Origin of the sequence: Corallococcus silvisoli (assembly GCF_009909145.1) — a bacterium.
GTDB classification, from domain to species: Bacteria; Myxococcota; Myxococcia; order Myxococcales; family Myxococcaceae; genus Corallococcus; species Corallococcus silvisoli.
Genome location: NZ_JAAAPJ010000013.1, coordinates 241654 through 257009 on the forward strand (window position 1 = coordinate 241654; position 15356 = coordinate 257009).

Below are 15356 nucleotides of genomic sequence, written 5' to 3' on the forward strand. Positions count from 1 at the left end.
TCGTCTGATCGCCTGCAAGACCCTTCGTCGAAGACGCCACTCGCATCAAGCAGAAGCGCTGAGCAGAGAAGAAAGACCAGTACAGCGCCTATGGACGCCGCCCTCCGCAGCCATTGCCGGTGGAATGCCATGATGACTCCTTCCAGCACTTCTCAACGGTGTCCTCAGTGTCGTCCCAGCCCGGGCTCCATTTGCCGAACGGGGTACCCCAGCCGTCCTTGGCGGAAGGCGCCGTGATGCCAATAGTCTGACACATATGGATGGCCTCGTGTATGAGCATTTGCGCGAGCTCTTCGGTATTGTCGAACGAATACCCTGGCACGGTCGTGTTTCCGCAGAGCCAACGTGCCAGCCCGAGTTGCGTCCGGTCCGGATTCAGGCCACCACGAATCCCGCCAGTCATGTCGAAGATGCGGGCGGTAGGTGGTGTCGACTCATCCAACCACGGGCAGATATCACACGGAAGAGCACATTTTGTGCAGCTTTGCTGGGAAGAGACTCCTCCGGATTCCTTTTGACATCCCGCCTTTACCTTTGCTCGTGCGAGTGCCTCACTCCAGTTCTTGCATTCGCCTTCAGGCCGGATGAACAGACCGGTCGGATCCGAGTTCCTTACTGGATTGTTCCCCGCATATGAGTACGCAGCCCAAGAACCCGACCTGGCATCAACAGCCATCATCGGCTCCGGCTGCAGGTATCGCCCGATACTCGGGTCATAGTAACGGTTCCAGTTCTCAAAGAGGTCGGTCTCCACGTCATGGTACTGCCCCGGGAATCGCAGGGGCGTCCAGAAGGGGGACGCGCCCGTCTGGACCCGGCGGTACTCATAGCCGGAGATGACGGCGCCCTTCTGCGTCTTCGTGCCCACCCCTCCGCAGCTGCAGTACTCCGCGACGATGGTGCAGAACTTGTAGCCCGTGTTGTTGAGGGCGGCGCGGACGCCGGACGCCCCAGGGGTGAACCAGGATGTCCAGGAGCGTCCCTTGTCCCAGGGCGTCAGCGTCGCCAGGTCCGTACCGGTGGATTCATCGCGTAGGGACACGGTGTCGTTGCGGCCCTGACTGTACTCGTCCGTGCACTGCTCGAAGTCACTCCACAGGTCCAGAGCATCGAAGAGGACGCGCTGCTGGAGAGTGGTGCCCGCGACGGCAGGCTGCTTCATCACGGTGCCGAAGGGGCCGGAGGTTGCGATGGTGTACGGGTGCGGCGTCTCAACGTCCACGCTGACGCGGTTGACGTGGCCGAAGGCGTCGTACTCTCCGGTTCCTGAGACACGGCCCTGCTCGTCCAGCGTGAGGACGGGCTTGCCCAGATAGTCGGTGATGAGGTGGTAGATGCCGCAGGCGGCGGCCTCGCCTCCGCGAGTGCAGTCCGCCGTATTGTCGGGGAGGAGGAGACTACCAGCGTGTCTTGGAACGGCACGGCCTGCGCTGCAGCATGAGCCGTCGGGGCAACTGCTACGACAACGCGGCCATGGAGAGCTGGTTCAGCACGCTCAAGAACGAACTGGGTGAGGCCTTCGAGAGCGCCAACGACGCGAAGGGGAAGCTGTTCGACTACATCGAGGTCTTCTACAACCAGCAACGCATGCACTCGGCAATCGTCTACGCTTCGCCGGCCCAGTTCGAACGGGCAGCGGCATAGTCAACCTGTCCACGAGAGCGGATCACGCCCACCAGAACCTCTCCACGACCCAGCGCTACATGCACCTGAGCCCAGCGGCCAAGTCAGCGGCCATCCGAATGCTGGAGGGCATGAAGCCGGAAGCCCCAAAATAGAAACGGGCTGGAGACCCAGAAGGCCTCCAGCCCGTCACTGAATGGTCGGGGAGACAGGATTTGAACCTGCGACCCCTTGGTCCCGAACCAAGTGCTCTACCAGGCTGAGCCACTCCCCGATATCCGTGCCGCGCCGGGAACTGCCCTCGGGCCGACGAAGCGTGGGCGGATCTATCCGAGCCACTTCCTTGAGTCAACGCCCACTTTCAAACCGCCCTTCCCCACCCCTCCACCCCCTCCCCGGTCCCCCGACTGTTGTCCTACCTACCCTTCAGGACGGGACAATGTTCACCCTCTTCACAAGATCCGGGCCTTCCTGTACTTCCAAGGTGTAGCACGTTGATCCGCCCCTGTTCCCCCACAGAGGACCCTGATGCCTCCAACTGTCCTCATCTCGGATGATGAGCCCCTCGTGGTGTCCGCCCTCGCGCGGGAGGCCAAGCGCTCTGGCCTCGTGTGCGTGTCCGACACCACCTCCGAACATGTGTTGGAGCTGGCTCGCAAGCACCAGCCCGCCGTCATCATCCTGGACATCAACCAGCACCAGGACGGGCGCGATCTGCTCGCGCAGCTCAAGAAGGACCCCGCCACCCGCGACTGCAAGGTCATCATGCTGAGCGGCGTGGAGGACCAGTTCACCCGCCACGTGTGCTTCGAGCTGGGCGCCGACGACTACGAAGTGAAGCCGTGCGACCCCACCTTCATGACCCGCATCGCCCGGCTCGCCACCGCCGCCGCGCGCCCCCCCGCGCCGACCGAAGCCGCCTGAAGCCGCCTGAAGCCTCAGGGCCGCAGCGACTGGATGGCCTGGGCGTAGTCCTTCGCGCCGAACACGTAGCTGCCCGCCACCAGCACCGTCGCCCCCGCGTCCACCACGCGCTTCGCCGTCTGCGCGTTGATGCCGCCGTCCACCTCGATGTCCACGTCCAGCCCCCGCGCGTCCAACATCGCGCGCAGCCGGCGCACCTTGTCCACCGTGGACTCGATGAACGACTGCCCCCCGAACCCCGGGTTCACGCTCATCAAGAGCACCATGTCCACGTCCCCCAGCACCTCCTCAATCGCCACCAGCGGCGTGCCCGGGTTCAACACCACCGACGGCTTCGCCCCCAGGTGACGGATCTGCTGGAGCGTCCGGTGCAGGTGCGGGCTCGCCTCCTGGTGCACCGTCAGCACATCCGCCCCCGCCTTCACGAAGGCCTCCACGTACTTCTCCGGCTCCACGATCATCAGGTGCACGTCCAACGGCTTCGTCGCCACCCGCTTGATGGCCTCCACCACCACCGGCCCCAACGTGATGTTGGGCACGAACCTGCCATCCATGACATCCACGTGAATCAAGTCCGCGCCAGCGGCCTCGACGGCGCGGACCTCTTCGGCCAGACGGCTGAAATCACTGGAGAGCAGCGACGGGGCGATGCGGACGGGGCGTTTCATGGCGGCGCTTCATAGCCGCTTCCCGGAAGCCAGGGTACTCCTGCCCGGCTGGACAGAAGCCTGGCGGACAGAGGTGGACCCAGGGGGTGGTGGGTGGGGCGACCAAGACAGGGCGCGTGCTACAACCCGGTGCGCCCGCGGCCATCCGCCGCATCCCACGGAGCCCGCCCCGGTGCTTCCCCAGTCCGTGCCCGCCTCCCCCAACCTGTCCCGCCGGCTCGCGAAGCTGACCTCCATCCTGGATGTCGCCAAGGCGATGAGCGCCGAGCGGGACCTCGACCTGCTGCTGCCCCTCATCCTCTATGAGGCCACCAAGGTCGTGGAGTCGGACCGCTGCTCGCTCTTCATCCTGGACCGCGAGCGCAACGAGCTGTGGAGCAAGGTGGCCCAGGGCTCCAAGAATGAAATCCGCCTGCCCATGGGCAGCGGCATCGCCGGGCAGGTCGCCCACACCGGCGCCGTCATCAACATCCCGGACGCCTACGCCGACCCCCGCTTCAACAGCAGCTTCGACATCTCCAGCGGCTACCGCACCCACACCATCCTCTGCGTCCCCATGCGCGACGCCAACGGGGACGTGACGGGCGTCATCCAGGCCCTCAACAAGCGCGGCGGGCGCGTCTTCGACGCCGAGGACGAGGAGCTGCTGCTCGCCCTGGGCGCCCAGGCCGCGGGCGCCATCGAGAACGCCCTCCTCCACGAGGAGATCAACCGCCTCTTCGAGGGTTTTGTCTCCGCGTCCGTCGTCGCCATCGAGGCGCGAGACCCCACCACCGCGGGGCACTCCGGCCGCGTCGCGGACCTCACCGTGTCCCTGGCCCAGGCGCTGGAGCACCACACCATCGGCCCCTATGCGCTGACGCGCTTCTCCGCCGTGGAGATCCAGGAGCTGCGGTACGCGTCGCTGCTGCACGACTTCGGCAAGGTGGGCGTGCGCGAGAACGTGCTCGTCAAGGCGGAGAAGCTCTACCCGTATGAGCTGGAGACGCTGCGCGCCCGCTTCCAGCTGGCCCGCAAGGACCTTCAGCTGCGCAGCTCCCGCCGCAGGCTCGCGTCCGTGGAGGCGCGCGGCGTGGCCGCCCTGCCCGCCATCCACCAGGAGGAGGACGCGCGGCTCGCCCAGGAGCTGGCGCAGCTGGATGAGGTGATGGCCTTCCTGCTCACCTGCAACAGGCCCACGGTGCTCGCGCAGGGCAACTTCGAGCGGCTGCTGGAGCTGGGCAAGCTCACGTACACCGACGCGCACGACCAGGGGCAGCCCCTGCTGCTGCCCCATGAAATCCAATCCCTCTCCATCACCCGCGGCACCCTCTCCCCGGAGGAGCGCCGCGAAATCGAGAGCCACGTCGAGCACACCTACCGCTTCCTGTCCCAGATTCCCTGGACGCGCGCCCTGCGCCGCGTGCCGGAGATCGCCTACGCGCACCATGAGAAGCTGGACGGCACGGGCTACCCGCGCGCCATCCCGGAGATTCCGGTGCAGTCGCGGATGATGTCCATCTGCGACATCTACGACGCGCTCACCGCGAGCGACCGGCCCTACAAGAAGGCCGTGCCGCACGGGCTGGCGTTGGACATCCTCAACAAGGAAGTGGGGGCCGGCCAGCTGGACCGGGACCTGTTCGCCATCTTCGTCGAGGCGGAGATTCCCCGCCGGGCCCTCAAGAAGGGCCCGGCGTAGGCACGTCACATCACATCAGGCGCTGATGGTGTGCAGCCGGAGGCTGTTGATCTTCCCGGGCTGGCCCACCGGCGCGCCGAACACCACCACGATGCGGTCGCCCCTGCGAGCCAGGCCCCGCGACACCAGCTCCTCCTCCACGCGGCGGAGCATGGTCTCCGTCTCCTGGATGGGCTCCAGCACGCGCGGCACCACGCCCCAGAGCAGCGACAGGCGGCGGCGCACCTCCTGGTTCGGGCTGAACGCGACGATGGGCACCGTGGGCCGGTAGTGCGCGAGCAGCCGCGCCGTCACGCCCGACAGCGTGAAGGCCGCGATGAGCGTGGCGCCGCTGGCCTTCGCCGCCTCGCACGCGACGCGCGCGATGACGTCCGGGAAGTGCAGCGGCAGGCCCAGGGGCGCGTCGATGACGCGCGGCAGGTACTGGGCGCGGGCGGAGGACTCGGCCGCCAGGATGATGCGCTCCATCATCTGCACGGAGTCCAGGGGGAACTTCCCGCTCGCCGTCTCACCCGACAGCATCAGCGCGTCCGCGCCGTCGTAGACGGCGTTGGCCACGTCGCTGGCCTCCGCGCGCGTGGGGCGCGGGTTGTCGATCATGGAGTTGAGCATCTGCGTGGCCACGATGACCGGCAGGCCGCGCAGGTTGGAGCGCCGGATGATGTCCTTCTGGACGGCCGGCACTTCCTCCGGGGGGATCTCCACGCCCAGGTCGCCGCGGGCCACCATCACGCCGTCCGTCTTGTCGAGGATGGCGTCCAGCCGCGCGATGGCCTCCGGCTTCTCCAGCTTGGAGATGATGGGCACCGTGCGGCCCACCTCCGCCATGGCCTGGCGCGCGGAGTCCAGGTCCGACGGCTGGCGCACGAAGGACAGCGCGATGTAGTCCACGCCCGCCTTGAGGCCGAAGATGAGGTCCTCGCGGTCCTTCGGAGTGAGCGCGTCCGCGCGCACCGCCACGCCGGGCAGGTTGATGCCCTTGTTGTTCTTCAGCGTGCCGCCGTGGATGACCTCCGTCTTGATGAGCTGCTTCTTGTCCGTCTCCACGACGCGCAGTTCCAGCAAGCCGTCGTCCAGCAGGATGCGGTCGCCCGGGTTCACGTCCGCCGCCAGGTGCGGGTACGTGGTTGAGACGATCTCGTCCGTGCCCTTCACCGTCTCGTCGGTGGTGATGTGGAAGGTGCCGCCCGGCTTCAGCTCCGTGCTGCCGGTGATGAAGCGGCCCGTGCGAATCTTGGGACCCTGCAGGTCGCCCAGGATGCCCACCGCCTTGCGCACCTTCAGCGAGGCCGCGCGCAGCATGTCGATGTTCGCCTGATGCTGCTCGTGGCTGCCGTGGGAGAAGTTGAGCCGGGCCACATCCATGCCGGCCTCCAGCAGCGCTTCCAACATCTCCGGGGTCTGACTGGCGGGGCCGAGGGTGCAGACAATCTTTGCTCGTCGCATAGGAGCGCGAACATCCGGCTCCACCGCGTTTCGGTCAAGCAGTCCCAAGAGGAGGCCGAGCAGGTAAACCAGTAAATGTCCAGGCGGCTCGGCGGACGATCAACCGCGCAACAGCGCGCCCAGATTCTCGCGCTCCCAACGCAGCGCGGCGGCGTAATGCGGGTACGTGCGCTCGCGCTCACGGAAGGCGCGCGGGTGATGCACGCGGCGGCCGGTGCGGTTGCTGCTGGGGAACAGTTGATGAAGCATCTCGTGGAAGACGATGAACTCCACGAAGAAGGCGGGCACGTCCGGCTTGTCCAGCGCGGGGTGGATGCGGATCTCCCGCGTCTGATGGTCGTAGACGCCCAGGCGGATGGACTTGCGGCGGCGGCGAGGGGGCATGCGGCCCCAGCCGATGCGCGCCTGGATGGCGTTCTGGAAGTGCGCTTCGTTGACGCCGTTGAAGAGCGCGCGCAGGTCGAAGCAGCGGCCGAGCGGATTCAGCTCCGCGTCGGATTCGCGGCGGAGCTGGCGGATGAGCGGCTGCTGGCCTCGGATGTATTCGTCCAGCAGGCCGCCCGCGGCGCGGTGGCCCCGGCCGGCGTAGTCCGCCACCGCGCGCACCACCTGCTCCGGCGCATCCAGGAACATGTGGTGCAACCGCAGCTGGAGCACCTGCGAGCCCCGGCGGAAGGACACCATGGTGGAGCGGTTGTCCGTCACGGCCAGGCGCACGGGCATGCCCAGGTTCGCGCTCAGGCGCCACGCGAGCGACTCCGCGCGCGACCACAGCTCCTCGCGCGACGCGGTGAGGACGCGCGGCGCCTCCTCTGGAACGCGGTTGCGCGGCGGCAGGGGCGCGGGCCCTTCCGGCACGCGCTGCGCGGGAACGGAGGCGCGTTCCGCGGACGAGCCACGCGGGAACAGGGACATCTGGCGGAAGGCTTCGGGCGTCACGCGGGGGGCATCGTACCCGGCACTTCTCCGGACTCAAGGCCAGGGGCTGGACGCCCGTCCGCCCGGCGACCACGCCCACACGCAGCGCGTGACAAGCGGGGTTGATTCCCTCCCACCCCTTCCGACTTCAGGGCAGGGCCGGGTCGCCCCCGTGACGCGACTTGAGCAGCCGCTCCAGCCGCTCCGGCTCCATGCGCACCACGAAGGTCTTCTCCCGCGCGTACGTCACCTGCCCGGGAGCGGCGCCCTTCAGCTTGCGCACGAACTTCACCGGCATGTAGCTGACCTCTCCGCGCGGCTCGCCCTTCGCCCCCGAGTGGTGCAGCGCGAGGTGCGCCGCGTCCAGCAGTACCTCCTGCGCCACCTCCGCGTGCTTCTCCACCGGCACCACCACGTGGCTGCCTGGCAGCCCCCGGGCGTGCAGCCACAGGTGCCAGGGACGCGCCACCTTGAAGGTGAGCGCGTCGTTGTCCTCCGCGCCCCGCCCCACCCAGATGCGCGAGCCGCCGTGGCCCACGTACTCCTTGAAGGGGAGGCCCTCCTTCGGGCCCTCCTCTCCCTGCGTCACCTGGAGCACCTCCGCCTGCGCGAGCAGCGCGGCGTCATCCATCGCTTCAATCTGCTGGAGCGACAGCTGCGCGTGCGCGACCTCGCGCCCGAGCGTCGCCTCGCGGTGGCGGGCCGCCTCCACGCCGCGCAGCAGGCGCCGGTACTGGTGGAAGTGCCAGTCCGCCTCCTCCTTCGGGGTGCGCTTCGGGTCCAGCTTCACCTGGACCTCCTCCACGCCCTGCTCCGTATAGGCGGTGAGCGTCACCTGCGAGGCGCCGCGCTTGAGCCGGTGCAGGTTCTGCGCGAGCAGCTCGCCCACCTCGCGGTGCTTCTCCGCCTCCGGGCCTCGCTGGGCCTCCGCGCGCACCTTCTCCAGCGTGCGGGAGGAGCGCTTCAGCCGCGCCCGGTACGGCTGCGCGAGCCTGCGGCGGATGGCATCCGCGCGGCTGGTGCGGTCCTTCTGCCCGAGCACCCGTTCGGCGGCTTGCAGGTTCGGGAGCGGGTCCGCGTCCACGAGGGCCAGGCGCGAGGGCTGCGCCCTGCCCTTCGCCAGCGCTTCGGCGGACACGGGCTCCGGCGGGGACCACTGCGCGCCGGGGTAGAGGTTGCGCCGCGCGCCGAAGCCCTCGCCGGAGAGCATCAGCACGCGCTCGTTGTCGCTCAGCAGGAGCAGCCCGCCCGGGGCGCCCACCTCCAGCACCAGGCGGCGGCGCACGGCCTCGCGCTCGAACTCCAGCACCACGGCGCGGGAGGCCTCCAGGTAGCGCGCGCCCTGGAGCTTGAAGCCGGTGAGCTCCTGGCGCAGCCAGCGCTGGAAGGGGGCGGGCTCTCCCGGCGTGGGGAAGCGGTCCTCCGCGACGGACAGGCGCGACAGCTCCCCTTCCGCGCACAGGCACAAGACCACCGATCTGCCGGGGACGCGCAGCTCCAGGTAGGCCAGCCGGGGCAGCGGGCACCATGCCTTCTGGGCGACCGCGCCCACCAGCCGGGCCGCGACCTCCGCCACGACCTCCTCGAACTCAACCGGACGCAGCGACATGGACGGGCCCCTTCCGGACGGCGGGCCGCAAGGGCTTGGAATCCCTGGCCCGCAAAAGAAAAACGGCCCGGCGGGTTTCGCCGAGCCGTTCACTGGACGTCAACCGACGTCCGTCATGACGCCGTACTTCAGGCTTCCGGGGTCGCCGGGGCCGCAGCGGCCTTGCTGGCGCTCTTGCGGGTGGTCTTGCGCGCGGACTTCTTCGCGGCGGCCTTCTTGGCCGGGGCCTTCTTGGCCGTACCGCGCTTGGCGGCAGGGGCCTTGCGGGCAGTCTTCTTCGTCGCGGTCTTCTTCGACGCGGCCTTCTTCGCGGTCTTCTTCTTCGCGGCCATCGGAATCCTCCGTTCAGTGTTGAGGCCCGCGAGGACGCGAGCCCTGCACCCACTTTGGACTGAACGTGAGTGCTTGAAATGAATGGTACGGGCGACATGCCAGTGTGTCAACGCATGGTGATGTATTGCAGTGCGCGGCGAGGCCGATTTTTGGCCTCCGGGCGCTTCGAACCGTTCGTGGCGGTCATTTCGGGGGTCCGGCGCGTCGCGCGCGGAGCCGAATTTCCGGCTCCGGACGCATTTCGGGGGTCGGCGCGGCGGGTCCGGGTGTCCGCTGCCGAGCAACCCGCGCGCACGCATCGCGTCGCTTCCCGTCGTGGAGGCGAAGTCCTACGGTGCCGCCCCGCATGCGAGCTGCTGACCCGCTGACCTTCCCCGCGTCCTTCACCTTCGGCGTCGCCACGTCCGCGTACCAGGTGGAGGGCGGCATCGAGAACGACTGGGCCGCCTGGGAGCGGCAGGGGAAGTTGAAGGAGCCCGGCGCGCGGTGCGGCCGCGCGGTGGACCACTGGAACCGCTACGAGGAGGACTACGCCCTGGCGAAGGCGGTGGGCGCGGGCGCCTTCCGGCTGTCGCTGGAGTGGGCGCGCATCGAGCCCGAGCGCGGCCGGTTCGACGGGGCGGCGCTGGAGGCGTACCGCGAGCGGCTGCTGCGCCTGCGCGCGCACGGACTGCGGCCGGTGGTGACGCTCCATCACTTCACCCACCCCACGTGGTTCCACGCGTCCACGCCCTGGCACCTTCCGGAGAGCCTGGAGGCCTTCCGCCGGTACGTGCGCCAGTGCGCGCCCCTGTTGGAGGGCCTGGACGCGCTCGTCATCTCCTTCAACGAACCGATGGTCCTCTTGTTGGGCGGCTACCTCCAGGGCCTGATGCCTCCGGGCATCACGGACGGGGCGAAGACGATGGCGGCCCTGGAGAACATGGTGCGCGCGCACGCCATCGCGCGCGAGGAGCTGGGGCAGCGTCTGGGCCGGGTGGAGCTGGGCATCTCCCAGAACATGCTCGCGTTCACGCCGGACCGCTGGTGGCATCCCCTGGACCGCTCGCTGGTGCGGTTGGCGGCCCCCGCCTACAACCACGCGTTCCACGAGGCGCTCTTCTCCGGCCACCTGCGCGTCTTCATGCCGGGGGTCGCGTCCACGAACGTGCGCATCCCGGAGGCGCGCGACTCCGTGGAGTTCGTGGGCGTCAACTACTACACGCGCGCGCACCTGCGCTTCATGCCGCGCCCGCCCTTCATCGACTTCAAGTACCGCGACCCGGACGGGCGGGGGCTCACCGACATCGGCTGGGAGCGGCGCCCGGAGGGCTTCCTCCAGCTGCTCCACGAGGTGAAGCGCTACGGCAAGCCGGTGTGGGTGACGGAGAACGGCGTCGACGACCGGGCGGGCGCGGCGCGGCCGGAGTACCTCCACTCGCACCTCCAGCAGGTGCTGACCGCGCGCGCGGAGGGCGTGGACGTGCAGGGCTACCTTTATTGGAGCCTGCTGGACAACTTCGAGTGGCTGGAGGGCTGGGGCCCGCGCTTCGGCCTCTACCACGTCGACTTCGACACGCTGGAGCGCCACCCCACCCCGGCCTGCGACTACTTCCGCGCGGTGGCCACGGGGCGCGTGCTGGTGCCGCCCGCGGCCGTCGCTCAGCCCAGCGCGGCCCGGTAGTCCACCTCCGGCTCCTCTAGTGGGGCCGTGGGGTCGGTGTCCGCGCCCGCGAAGAAGCGGCGCACGCTGTCCTCCACCGCCTCCGGCGAGTCCAGCCCGTTCACCTCCGCCCGGAAGTGCGCCGCGCCCTTCAGGCCATGGGCGTACCAGGCCAGGTGGCGGCGGAAGGAGCGCACCGCGCCCAGGGCGTCCCCGACGAACTCCGCGTGGGCCTGCGCGTGCTCCAGCACCAGCGCGCAGCGCTCCTGGGGGGACGCCGGCGGGCCGCCCACCAGCTCCCGGAAGAGCCACGGGTTGCCCAGGGCGCCGCGGCCAATCATCACGAAGTCGCAGCGGGTGACGTCCAGCATGCGGTGGGCGTCCGCCACCGTCTTCACGTCCCCATTGCCGATGATGGGCAGCTCCGGGAAGTGGCGCTTGAGGTCCGCGATGTGGGACCAGTCGGCCTGCCCCGAGTAGCCCTGCTCGCGCGTGCGCGGGTGGAGGGCGAGCCCCGCGCACCCGGCCTCCTGGAGGGCCTCGGCCACCTTCAGATAGTTGAGCGTGCGCGCGTCCCAGCCCGAGCGGATTTTACAGGTGACGGGCAGGCCGGTGGCCTCGCGGATGGCCCGGACGATGGCCGCCGCGCGGGGCACGTCGCACAAGAGGCCGCTGCCGGCGCCGTTGCGCACCACCTTCTTCACCGGGCAGCCCATGTTGATGTCGATGAGCTGCGCGCCCGCGGCCTTCCCCACTTGCGCGGCCTGGGCCATGGCCTCCGGTTCGCCGCCGAAGATCTGGAGCGAGTAGGGCTTCTCCACCCGGGCGTCGTAGCGCAGGTACTTGAGGGTGCGCTGGTTCTGGCGCATCAGCCCCTGGGCGCTGACGAGCTCCGTGGGGCACAGGGCGGCGCCCAGCCGGAAGGCGATGACTCGGAACGGGCGCTCGCTCACGCCCGCCATGGGCGCGAGGATGTAGGGGTTGGGGAGCGTGTAGGGACCCAGCTTCAGCATGGCGGCGACACCCTATACCCGACGGAGGGAAACAGAAGCGCGCGGGGCGTGAGAACGGCCCTGCGCGAGTGGGGGGCAACGATTAAGGTCCCCCTCCATGTTCCGTTTTCGGCTCGGGAGCGTCCCCGTCCACGTCCACACGAGTCACCTGCTGTTCTCCGCGGTGCTCGCCTACAACTCCCTGCCGGTGCCGGGGCGGCACTCGGGTGCCGGGTGGCTGGGGGACCAGCTGGCCGACCCCTCGTCGTCCGGCCACATGGGCGCGGTGGTGGCCTACGTGCTGTCGTGGATGTTCATCGTCTTCGTGTCCGTGCTGGTCCACGAGCTGGGGCACGCGGTGGCCTTCCGCTTCTATGGATACCGGCCGAGCGTGGACCTGGTCTTCATGGGCGGCGTCACCCGGCCCAACACGGACGCGCCGCTGCCCTGGCACAAGGACGTGGTGAGCAGCTTCGCGGGCCCGCTGGCGGGGCTGACGCTGGGCGTCTTGTGCTGGGCGGTGCTGATGCAGGTGCGGGGCCGCTCGGAGATGGCGGACTTCTTCCTGGGCAACTTCTTCTTCGCGAACATGGCGTGGGCGGTGCTGAACCTGCTGCCGGTGCCGCCGCTGGACGGGGGCCACATCAGCACGGCGCTGGCGACGCGGATGTTCGGGCGGCGGGGCTTCATCGTGTCCCACGTGCTGGCGCTGGGCCTGTGCGTGGGCGTGGTGCTGCTGGCCATCAAGAGCGGGGCCCTGTTCATGGGCGTCCTCTTCGCCATGTTCGGCTTCCAGGCGTTCCGCGTGCTGGCGGAGGTGATGCGCGCGCGCAACGAGGCGAAGGAGGAGGAGGGCCCCCAGGCCCAGGGCCTGCGCGAGGCGCAGCAGGCGCTGCGCGAGGACCGGCTGGACGACGCGTGGCGGCTGGGCACCCAGCTGCTGGAGACCCCGGGCCTGTCCGCGGGCCTCACCAGCCGGGCCCATTACCTGCTGGGCTGGGTGGCGCTGAAGCAGGGCCATGGGCGGCCCGCGCTCGACCACTTCTCCCAGGTGCAGGGCCAGCCCGTGGAGATGCACGCGGTGGCGGCGGCCTTCTCGCTGGTGGGCGACGACGCCCGGGCGGTGGGCTACTGGAAGCAGGCGTGGGGGGAGTCGCAGGACCGCACCGTGATGCACGAGTACGCGGGCGCGCTCATCCGCCTGGGCCAGGTGACGGAGGCGCTGCGGCTGCCCCGCGTGGACGCGGCGGCCGCGTTCCGGTGCGCGGAGCGGGCGCTGTTCATCCGGGGGGCCTATTCGGAGGCCGCGGCGGTGAGCGAGGCGGCGCTCGGCCACGTCCCGGACGCGGGCATCGCGTACGACGCGGCGTGTGCCTTCGCCAGGGCGGGCAACGTGGCGGACGCGGTGCGCCTGCTCCAGCGCGCCGAGGCGCTGGGCTTCCGGGACGCGGCGTACGCCGCCTCCGACGAGGACCTGTCGCACCTGCACGGTCACGCCGCGTTCGAGGACTGGCTGACGCGCTTGCAGCCCACCGCCACGCCCTGACTCAAGGTCCGGTGCCCTGGACGCATGTCCGGGGCTAGAGTCCGCGCCCCCCTCCGTGAGCCCTTCGCCCCCTGTCGTGAAACCCTCCCCCGAGCCCATGCGTACCGGAGGCATGCCGGCATCCTCGGGAGGCGAGGCCGACTCGGACGAGGTGCTGATGGAGCGGTTCTGCCAGGGCGACGCGCCCGCGTTCGACGCGCTCTTCCAGCGCTACGCGCGCCCCATCCAGGGCTACCTGTCCCGCCTGACGGGCAGCCCCGCCACCGCCGAGGACCTGGTCCAGCTCACGTTCCTGTCCCTCGTTCGCTCGCGCGGCCGGTACCAGGTGGGGTCCCGCGTCCGTCCCTGGCTGTACGCCATCGCCACCAACGCCGCGCGGGACCACGCCCGGCGCCACCGCCGGCCGGAGGACCTCACGCCCGAGGGCGAGCTGCCCCTCACCGTCGTGGCGGACACCCCGGAGCCGCGCGACGTGGGCCTGGAGCGGGCCGTGCAGCACGCCCTGGCGCGGCTCCCGGAGGGCCAGCGGCTGCCCATCCTCATGCACCGCTTCGAAGGCATGGGCTTCGCGGAGATCGCCGAGGCGCTGGGCCTCACCGAGAGCGCCGTGAAGGTCCGCGCCCACCGGGGCTACGCGCGCCTGCGCGAGCTGCTGGCCCCCCTTCATCAGGAGACCGCGTGATGACGCCCGAGTGCGAACGCGTCCTGGACTGCCTGACCGGCCCGCTGCCTCCGGAGCTGGCGTCACACACGGCCGGGTGCGCGGACTGCCGCGCGCTCGTGGAGGGATTCCAGGACCTGGGCTCCCCGCCACCGCCCCTCCCCGTCGACGAAGCGAAGCTCGAACAGGCGCGGCGCCGGTCGCTCACGGAGCTGGCCGCGCACCCCCGTCCCACGCCGTGGTGGAAGGAGGTGGCGGTCCTGCTGGCCACCTATCTGGGCGTGGGCGCGGTGGGGCTGCTCGTGGTGGGCCGGCACGGGATGCTGCTCAACTCCGCGTCCACGCTGAGCATCGCGCTCGTGGCGCTGCTCATCGTCGCGGGCGTGGGCGGCGGGGCGATGGTGGCGCTCGCGCCCCGGCAGCGGACGTGGCCCCTGGGGCTCGTCGCGGTGGGCGCGCTGGCCGTGGCGCTGGCGCAGCTGGCCGGAGGCTCCGGCGTCCAGGTGAGGCCCCTGCTCACCAGCACCCTGGGGTGCATGGGCACGGAGGTGGCCCTGTCCGTGGTGCCGCTGGCCCTGGCGCTGGTCCTGCTCTGCCGCTCCGCCTTCCAGCCCATGCGGGCGCTGGCGGCGGGCCTGTCCGCCGCGGGGGTGGGCACGCTGGTGCTGCACGTGCACTGCCCCGACGGCGCGGCGGACCACCTGATGCTGGGCCACGTGCTGCCGTGGCTGGCGCTGGCGGGCGTGGCGGTGTTCGTCCGCTCGCGCCTGCCGTCCCGCACCTTCGCGCCCTGAGGCGGCGCCCTACTGGAGCCGGGCCAGCGCTTCCTGGGGGAAGGCCCGCGCGTCCACCTTGGCGTGCCATTCCTTGATGCGTCCGTCCGGCCCGATGACCACGCCCACCCGGCGCGCGTTGGCGGCCGAGGCGTCATCCGCGGCCCCGTAGGCCAGCCCCACCTTGCGATCCACGTCGCACAGCAAGGGGAAGTTGAAGCCGAACTTCTGGGAGAAGGCCTGGTTCTCCGCCGGCGTGTCGAAGCTGATGCCCAGGATGGCGGTGCCCTTCTGCTCGTACTGGGCCTTGTGGTCGCGGAAGGAGCAGCCCTCCGCGGTGCAGCCCGGGGTGTCCGCCTTCGGGTAGAACCAGAGCACCACGTTGCGGCCCCGGTAGTCCGACAGCCGGTGCGTCTGGCCCGTGGAGTCCTGCACGGTGAACTCCGGCGCCACGTCTCCCTGCTTGAGCATGTGGGATGCCTCCTGCTTCGGGTGGAAACCGGGGCCGTCGTACCACGCCCCGGGGGCAGGCGGCCGGGC

At 70.0% G+C, this 15356-nt stretch carries 15 protein-coding genes and 1 tRNA gene; 7 read left to right on the plus strand and 9 right to left on the minus strand.

From position 1 onward, the window contains the following. Positions 1–88: 88 nt before the first annotated feature. Positions 89–1222, minus strand: a complete 1134-nt coding sequence (locus GTY96_RS25770) for an RHS repeat-associated core domain-containing protein (protein ID WP_201756383.1) — start codon at positions 1220–1222, stop codon at positions 89–91. A gap of 188 nt (positions 1223–1410) precedes the next feature. Between GTY96_RS25770 and GTY96_RS25775 the strand changes: the two genes are divergently transcribed. Continuing rightward, a complete protein-coding gene (locus GTY96_RS25775; protein ID WP_255442211.1) occupies positions 1411–1644 on the plus strand; it encodes an IS3 family transposase in 234 nt (77 codons plus the stop codon). Between the two features lie 176 nt (positions 1645–1820). On the opposite strand, the gene GTY96_RS25785 is transcribed toward GTY96_RS25775, so the two are convergent. Continuing rightward, positions 1821–1897 (minus strand) — tRNA-Pro (locus GTY96_RS25785). A 254-nt stretch (positions 1898–2151) separates the two neighbouring features. Here GTY96_RS25785 and GTY96_RS25790 point away from each other — a divergent pair. Beyond that, on the plus strand, positions 2152–2547 hold the full coding sequence (locus GTY96_RS25790; RefSeq protein ID WP_143902245.1) for a response regulator: 396 nt from the start codon (positions 2152–2154) through the stop codon (positions 2545–2547). Positions 2548–2561: 14 nt separating this feature from the next. Here the strand turns inward: GTY96_RS25790 and rpe are convergent, their stop codons facing one another. Continuing rightward, entirely contained in the window at positions 2562–3215 is a 654-nt protein-coding gene (rpe, locus tag GTY96_RS25795; protein ID WP_161666110.1) for a ribulose-phosphate 3-epimerase, read from the minus strand. A 172-nt stretch (positions 3216–3387) separates the two neighbouring features. Here rpe and GTY96_RS25800 point away from each other — a divergent pair, with 172 nt between their 5' ends. After that, complete coding sequence (locus GTY96_RS25800) at positions 3388–4896, plus strand: HD domain-containing phosphohydrolase (protein ID WP_161666111.1); 1509 nt, start codon at positions 3388–3390, stop codon at positions 4894–4896. A gap of 15 nt (positions 4897–4911) precedes the next feature. On the opposite strand, the gene pyk is transcribed toward GTY96_RS25800, so the two are convergent. The 4 genes from pyk to GTY96_RS25820 all read right to left on the minus strand — a co-directional run bounded on the left by pyk (position 4912) and on the right by GTY96_RS25820 (position 9201). After that, entirely contained in the window at positions 4912–6342 is a 1431-nt protein-coding gene (pyk, locus tag GTY96_RS25805; protein WP_143902250.1) for a pyruvate kinase, read from the minus strand. A 99-nt stretch (positions 6343–6441) separates the two neighbouring features. Beyond that, positions 6442–7257, minus strand: coding sequence for a hypothetical protein (locus GTY96_RS25810; RefSeq protein WP_143902852.1), 816 nt, complete (start codon positions 7255–7257; stop codon positions 6442–6444). A 151-nt stretch (positions 7258–7408) separates the two neighbouring features. Continuing rightward, positions 7409–8869 (minus strand): NFACT family protein, encoded by a 1461-nt coding sequence (locus tag GTY96_RS25815; RefSeq protein ID WP_161666112.1) that lies wholly within the window; start codon positions 8867–8869, stop codon positions 7409–7411. Positions 8870–8997: 128 nt separating this feature from the next. Continuing rightward, entirely contained in the window at positions 8998–9201 is a 204-nt protein-coding gene (locus tag GTY96_RS25820) for a hypothetical protein (RefSeq protein WP_014399699.1), read from the minus strand. Positions 9202–9548: 347 nt separating this feature from the next. Between GTY96_RS25820 and GTY96_RS25825 the strand changes: the two genes are divergently transcribed. Further along, positions 9549–10865: a glycoside hydrolase family 1 protein gene (locus GTY96_RS25825; protein WP_161666113.1), complete on the plus strand. Its 1317-nt coding sequence runs from the start codon at positions 9549–9551 to the stop codon at positions 10863–10865. Here GTY96_RS25825 and dusB read toward each other — a convergent pair. Further along, positions 10844–11857, minus strand: coding sequence for a tRNA dihydrouridine synthase DusB (gene dusB, locus GTY96_RS25830; RefSeq protein WP_143902256.1), 1014 nt, complete (start codon positions 11855–11857; stop codon positions 10844–10846). The genes GTY96_RS25825 and dusB overlap by 22 nt on opposite strands. Before the next feature lie 97 nt (positions 11858–11954). Between dusB and GTY96_RS25835 the strand changes: the two genes are divergently transcribed. The 3 genes from GTY96_RS25835 (at position 11955) to GTY96_RS25845 (ending at position 14837) form a co-directional block, all read left to right on the plus strand. Beyond that, positions 11955–13382 (plus strand): site-2 protease family protein, encoded by a 1428-nt coding sequence (locus GTY96_RS25835; protein ID WP_143902258.1) that lies wholly within the window; start codon positions 11955–11957, stop codon positions 13380–13382. Positions 13383–13494: 112 nt separating this feature from the next. Continuing rightward, positions 13495–14064 (plus strand): RNA polymerase sigma factor, encoded by a 570-nt coding sequence (locus GTY96_RS25840; protein WP_201756384.1) that lies wholly within the window; start codon positions 13495–13497, stop codon positions 14062–14064. Further along, complete coding sequence (locus tag GTY96_RS25845; protein ID WP_143902260.1) at positions 14064–14837, plus strand: DUF1109 family protein; 774 nt, start codon at positions 14064–14066, stop codon at positions 14835–14837. Before GTY96_RS25840 ends, GTY96_RS25845 begins: the two co-directional genes overlap by 1 nt. 9 nt (positions 14838–14846) lie before the next feature. Here GTY96_RS25845 and GTY96_RS25850 read toward each other — a convergent pair whose 3' ends face one another. After that, positions 14847–15287: a peroxiredoxin gene (locus GTY96_RS25850; RefSeq protein ID WP_143902262.1), complete on the minus strand. Its 441-nt coding sequence runs from the start codon at positions 15285–15287 to the stop codon at positions 14847–14849. Positions 15288–15356: the final 69 nt, after the last annotated feature.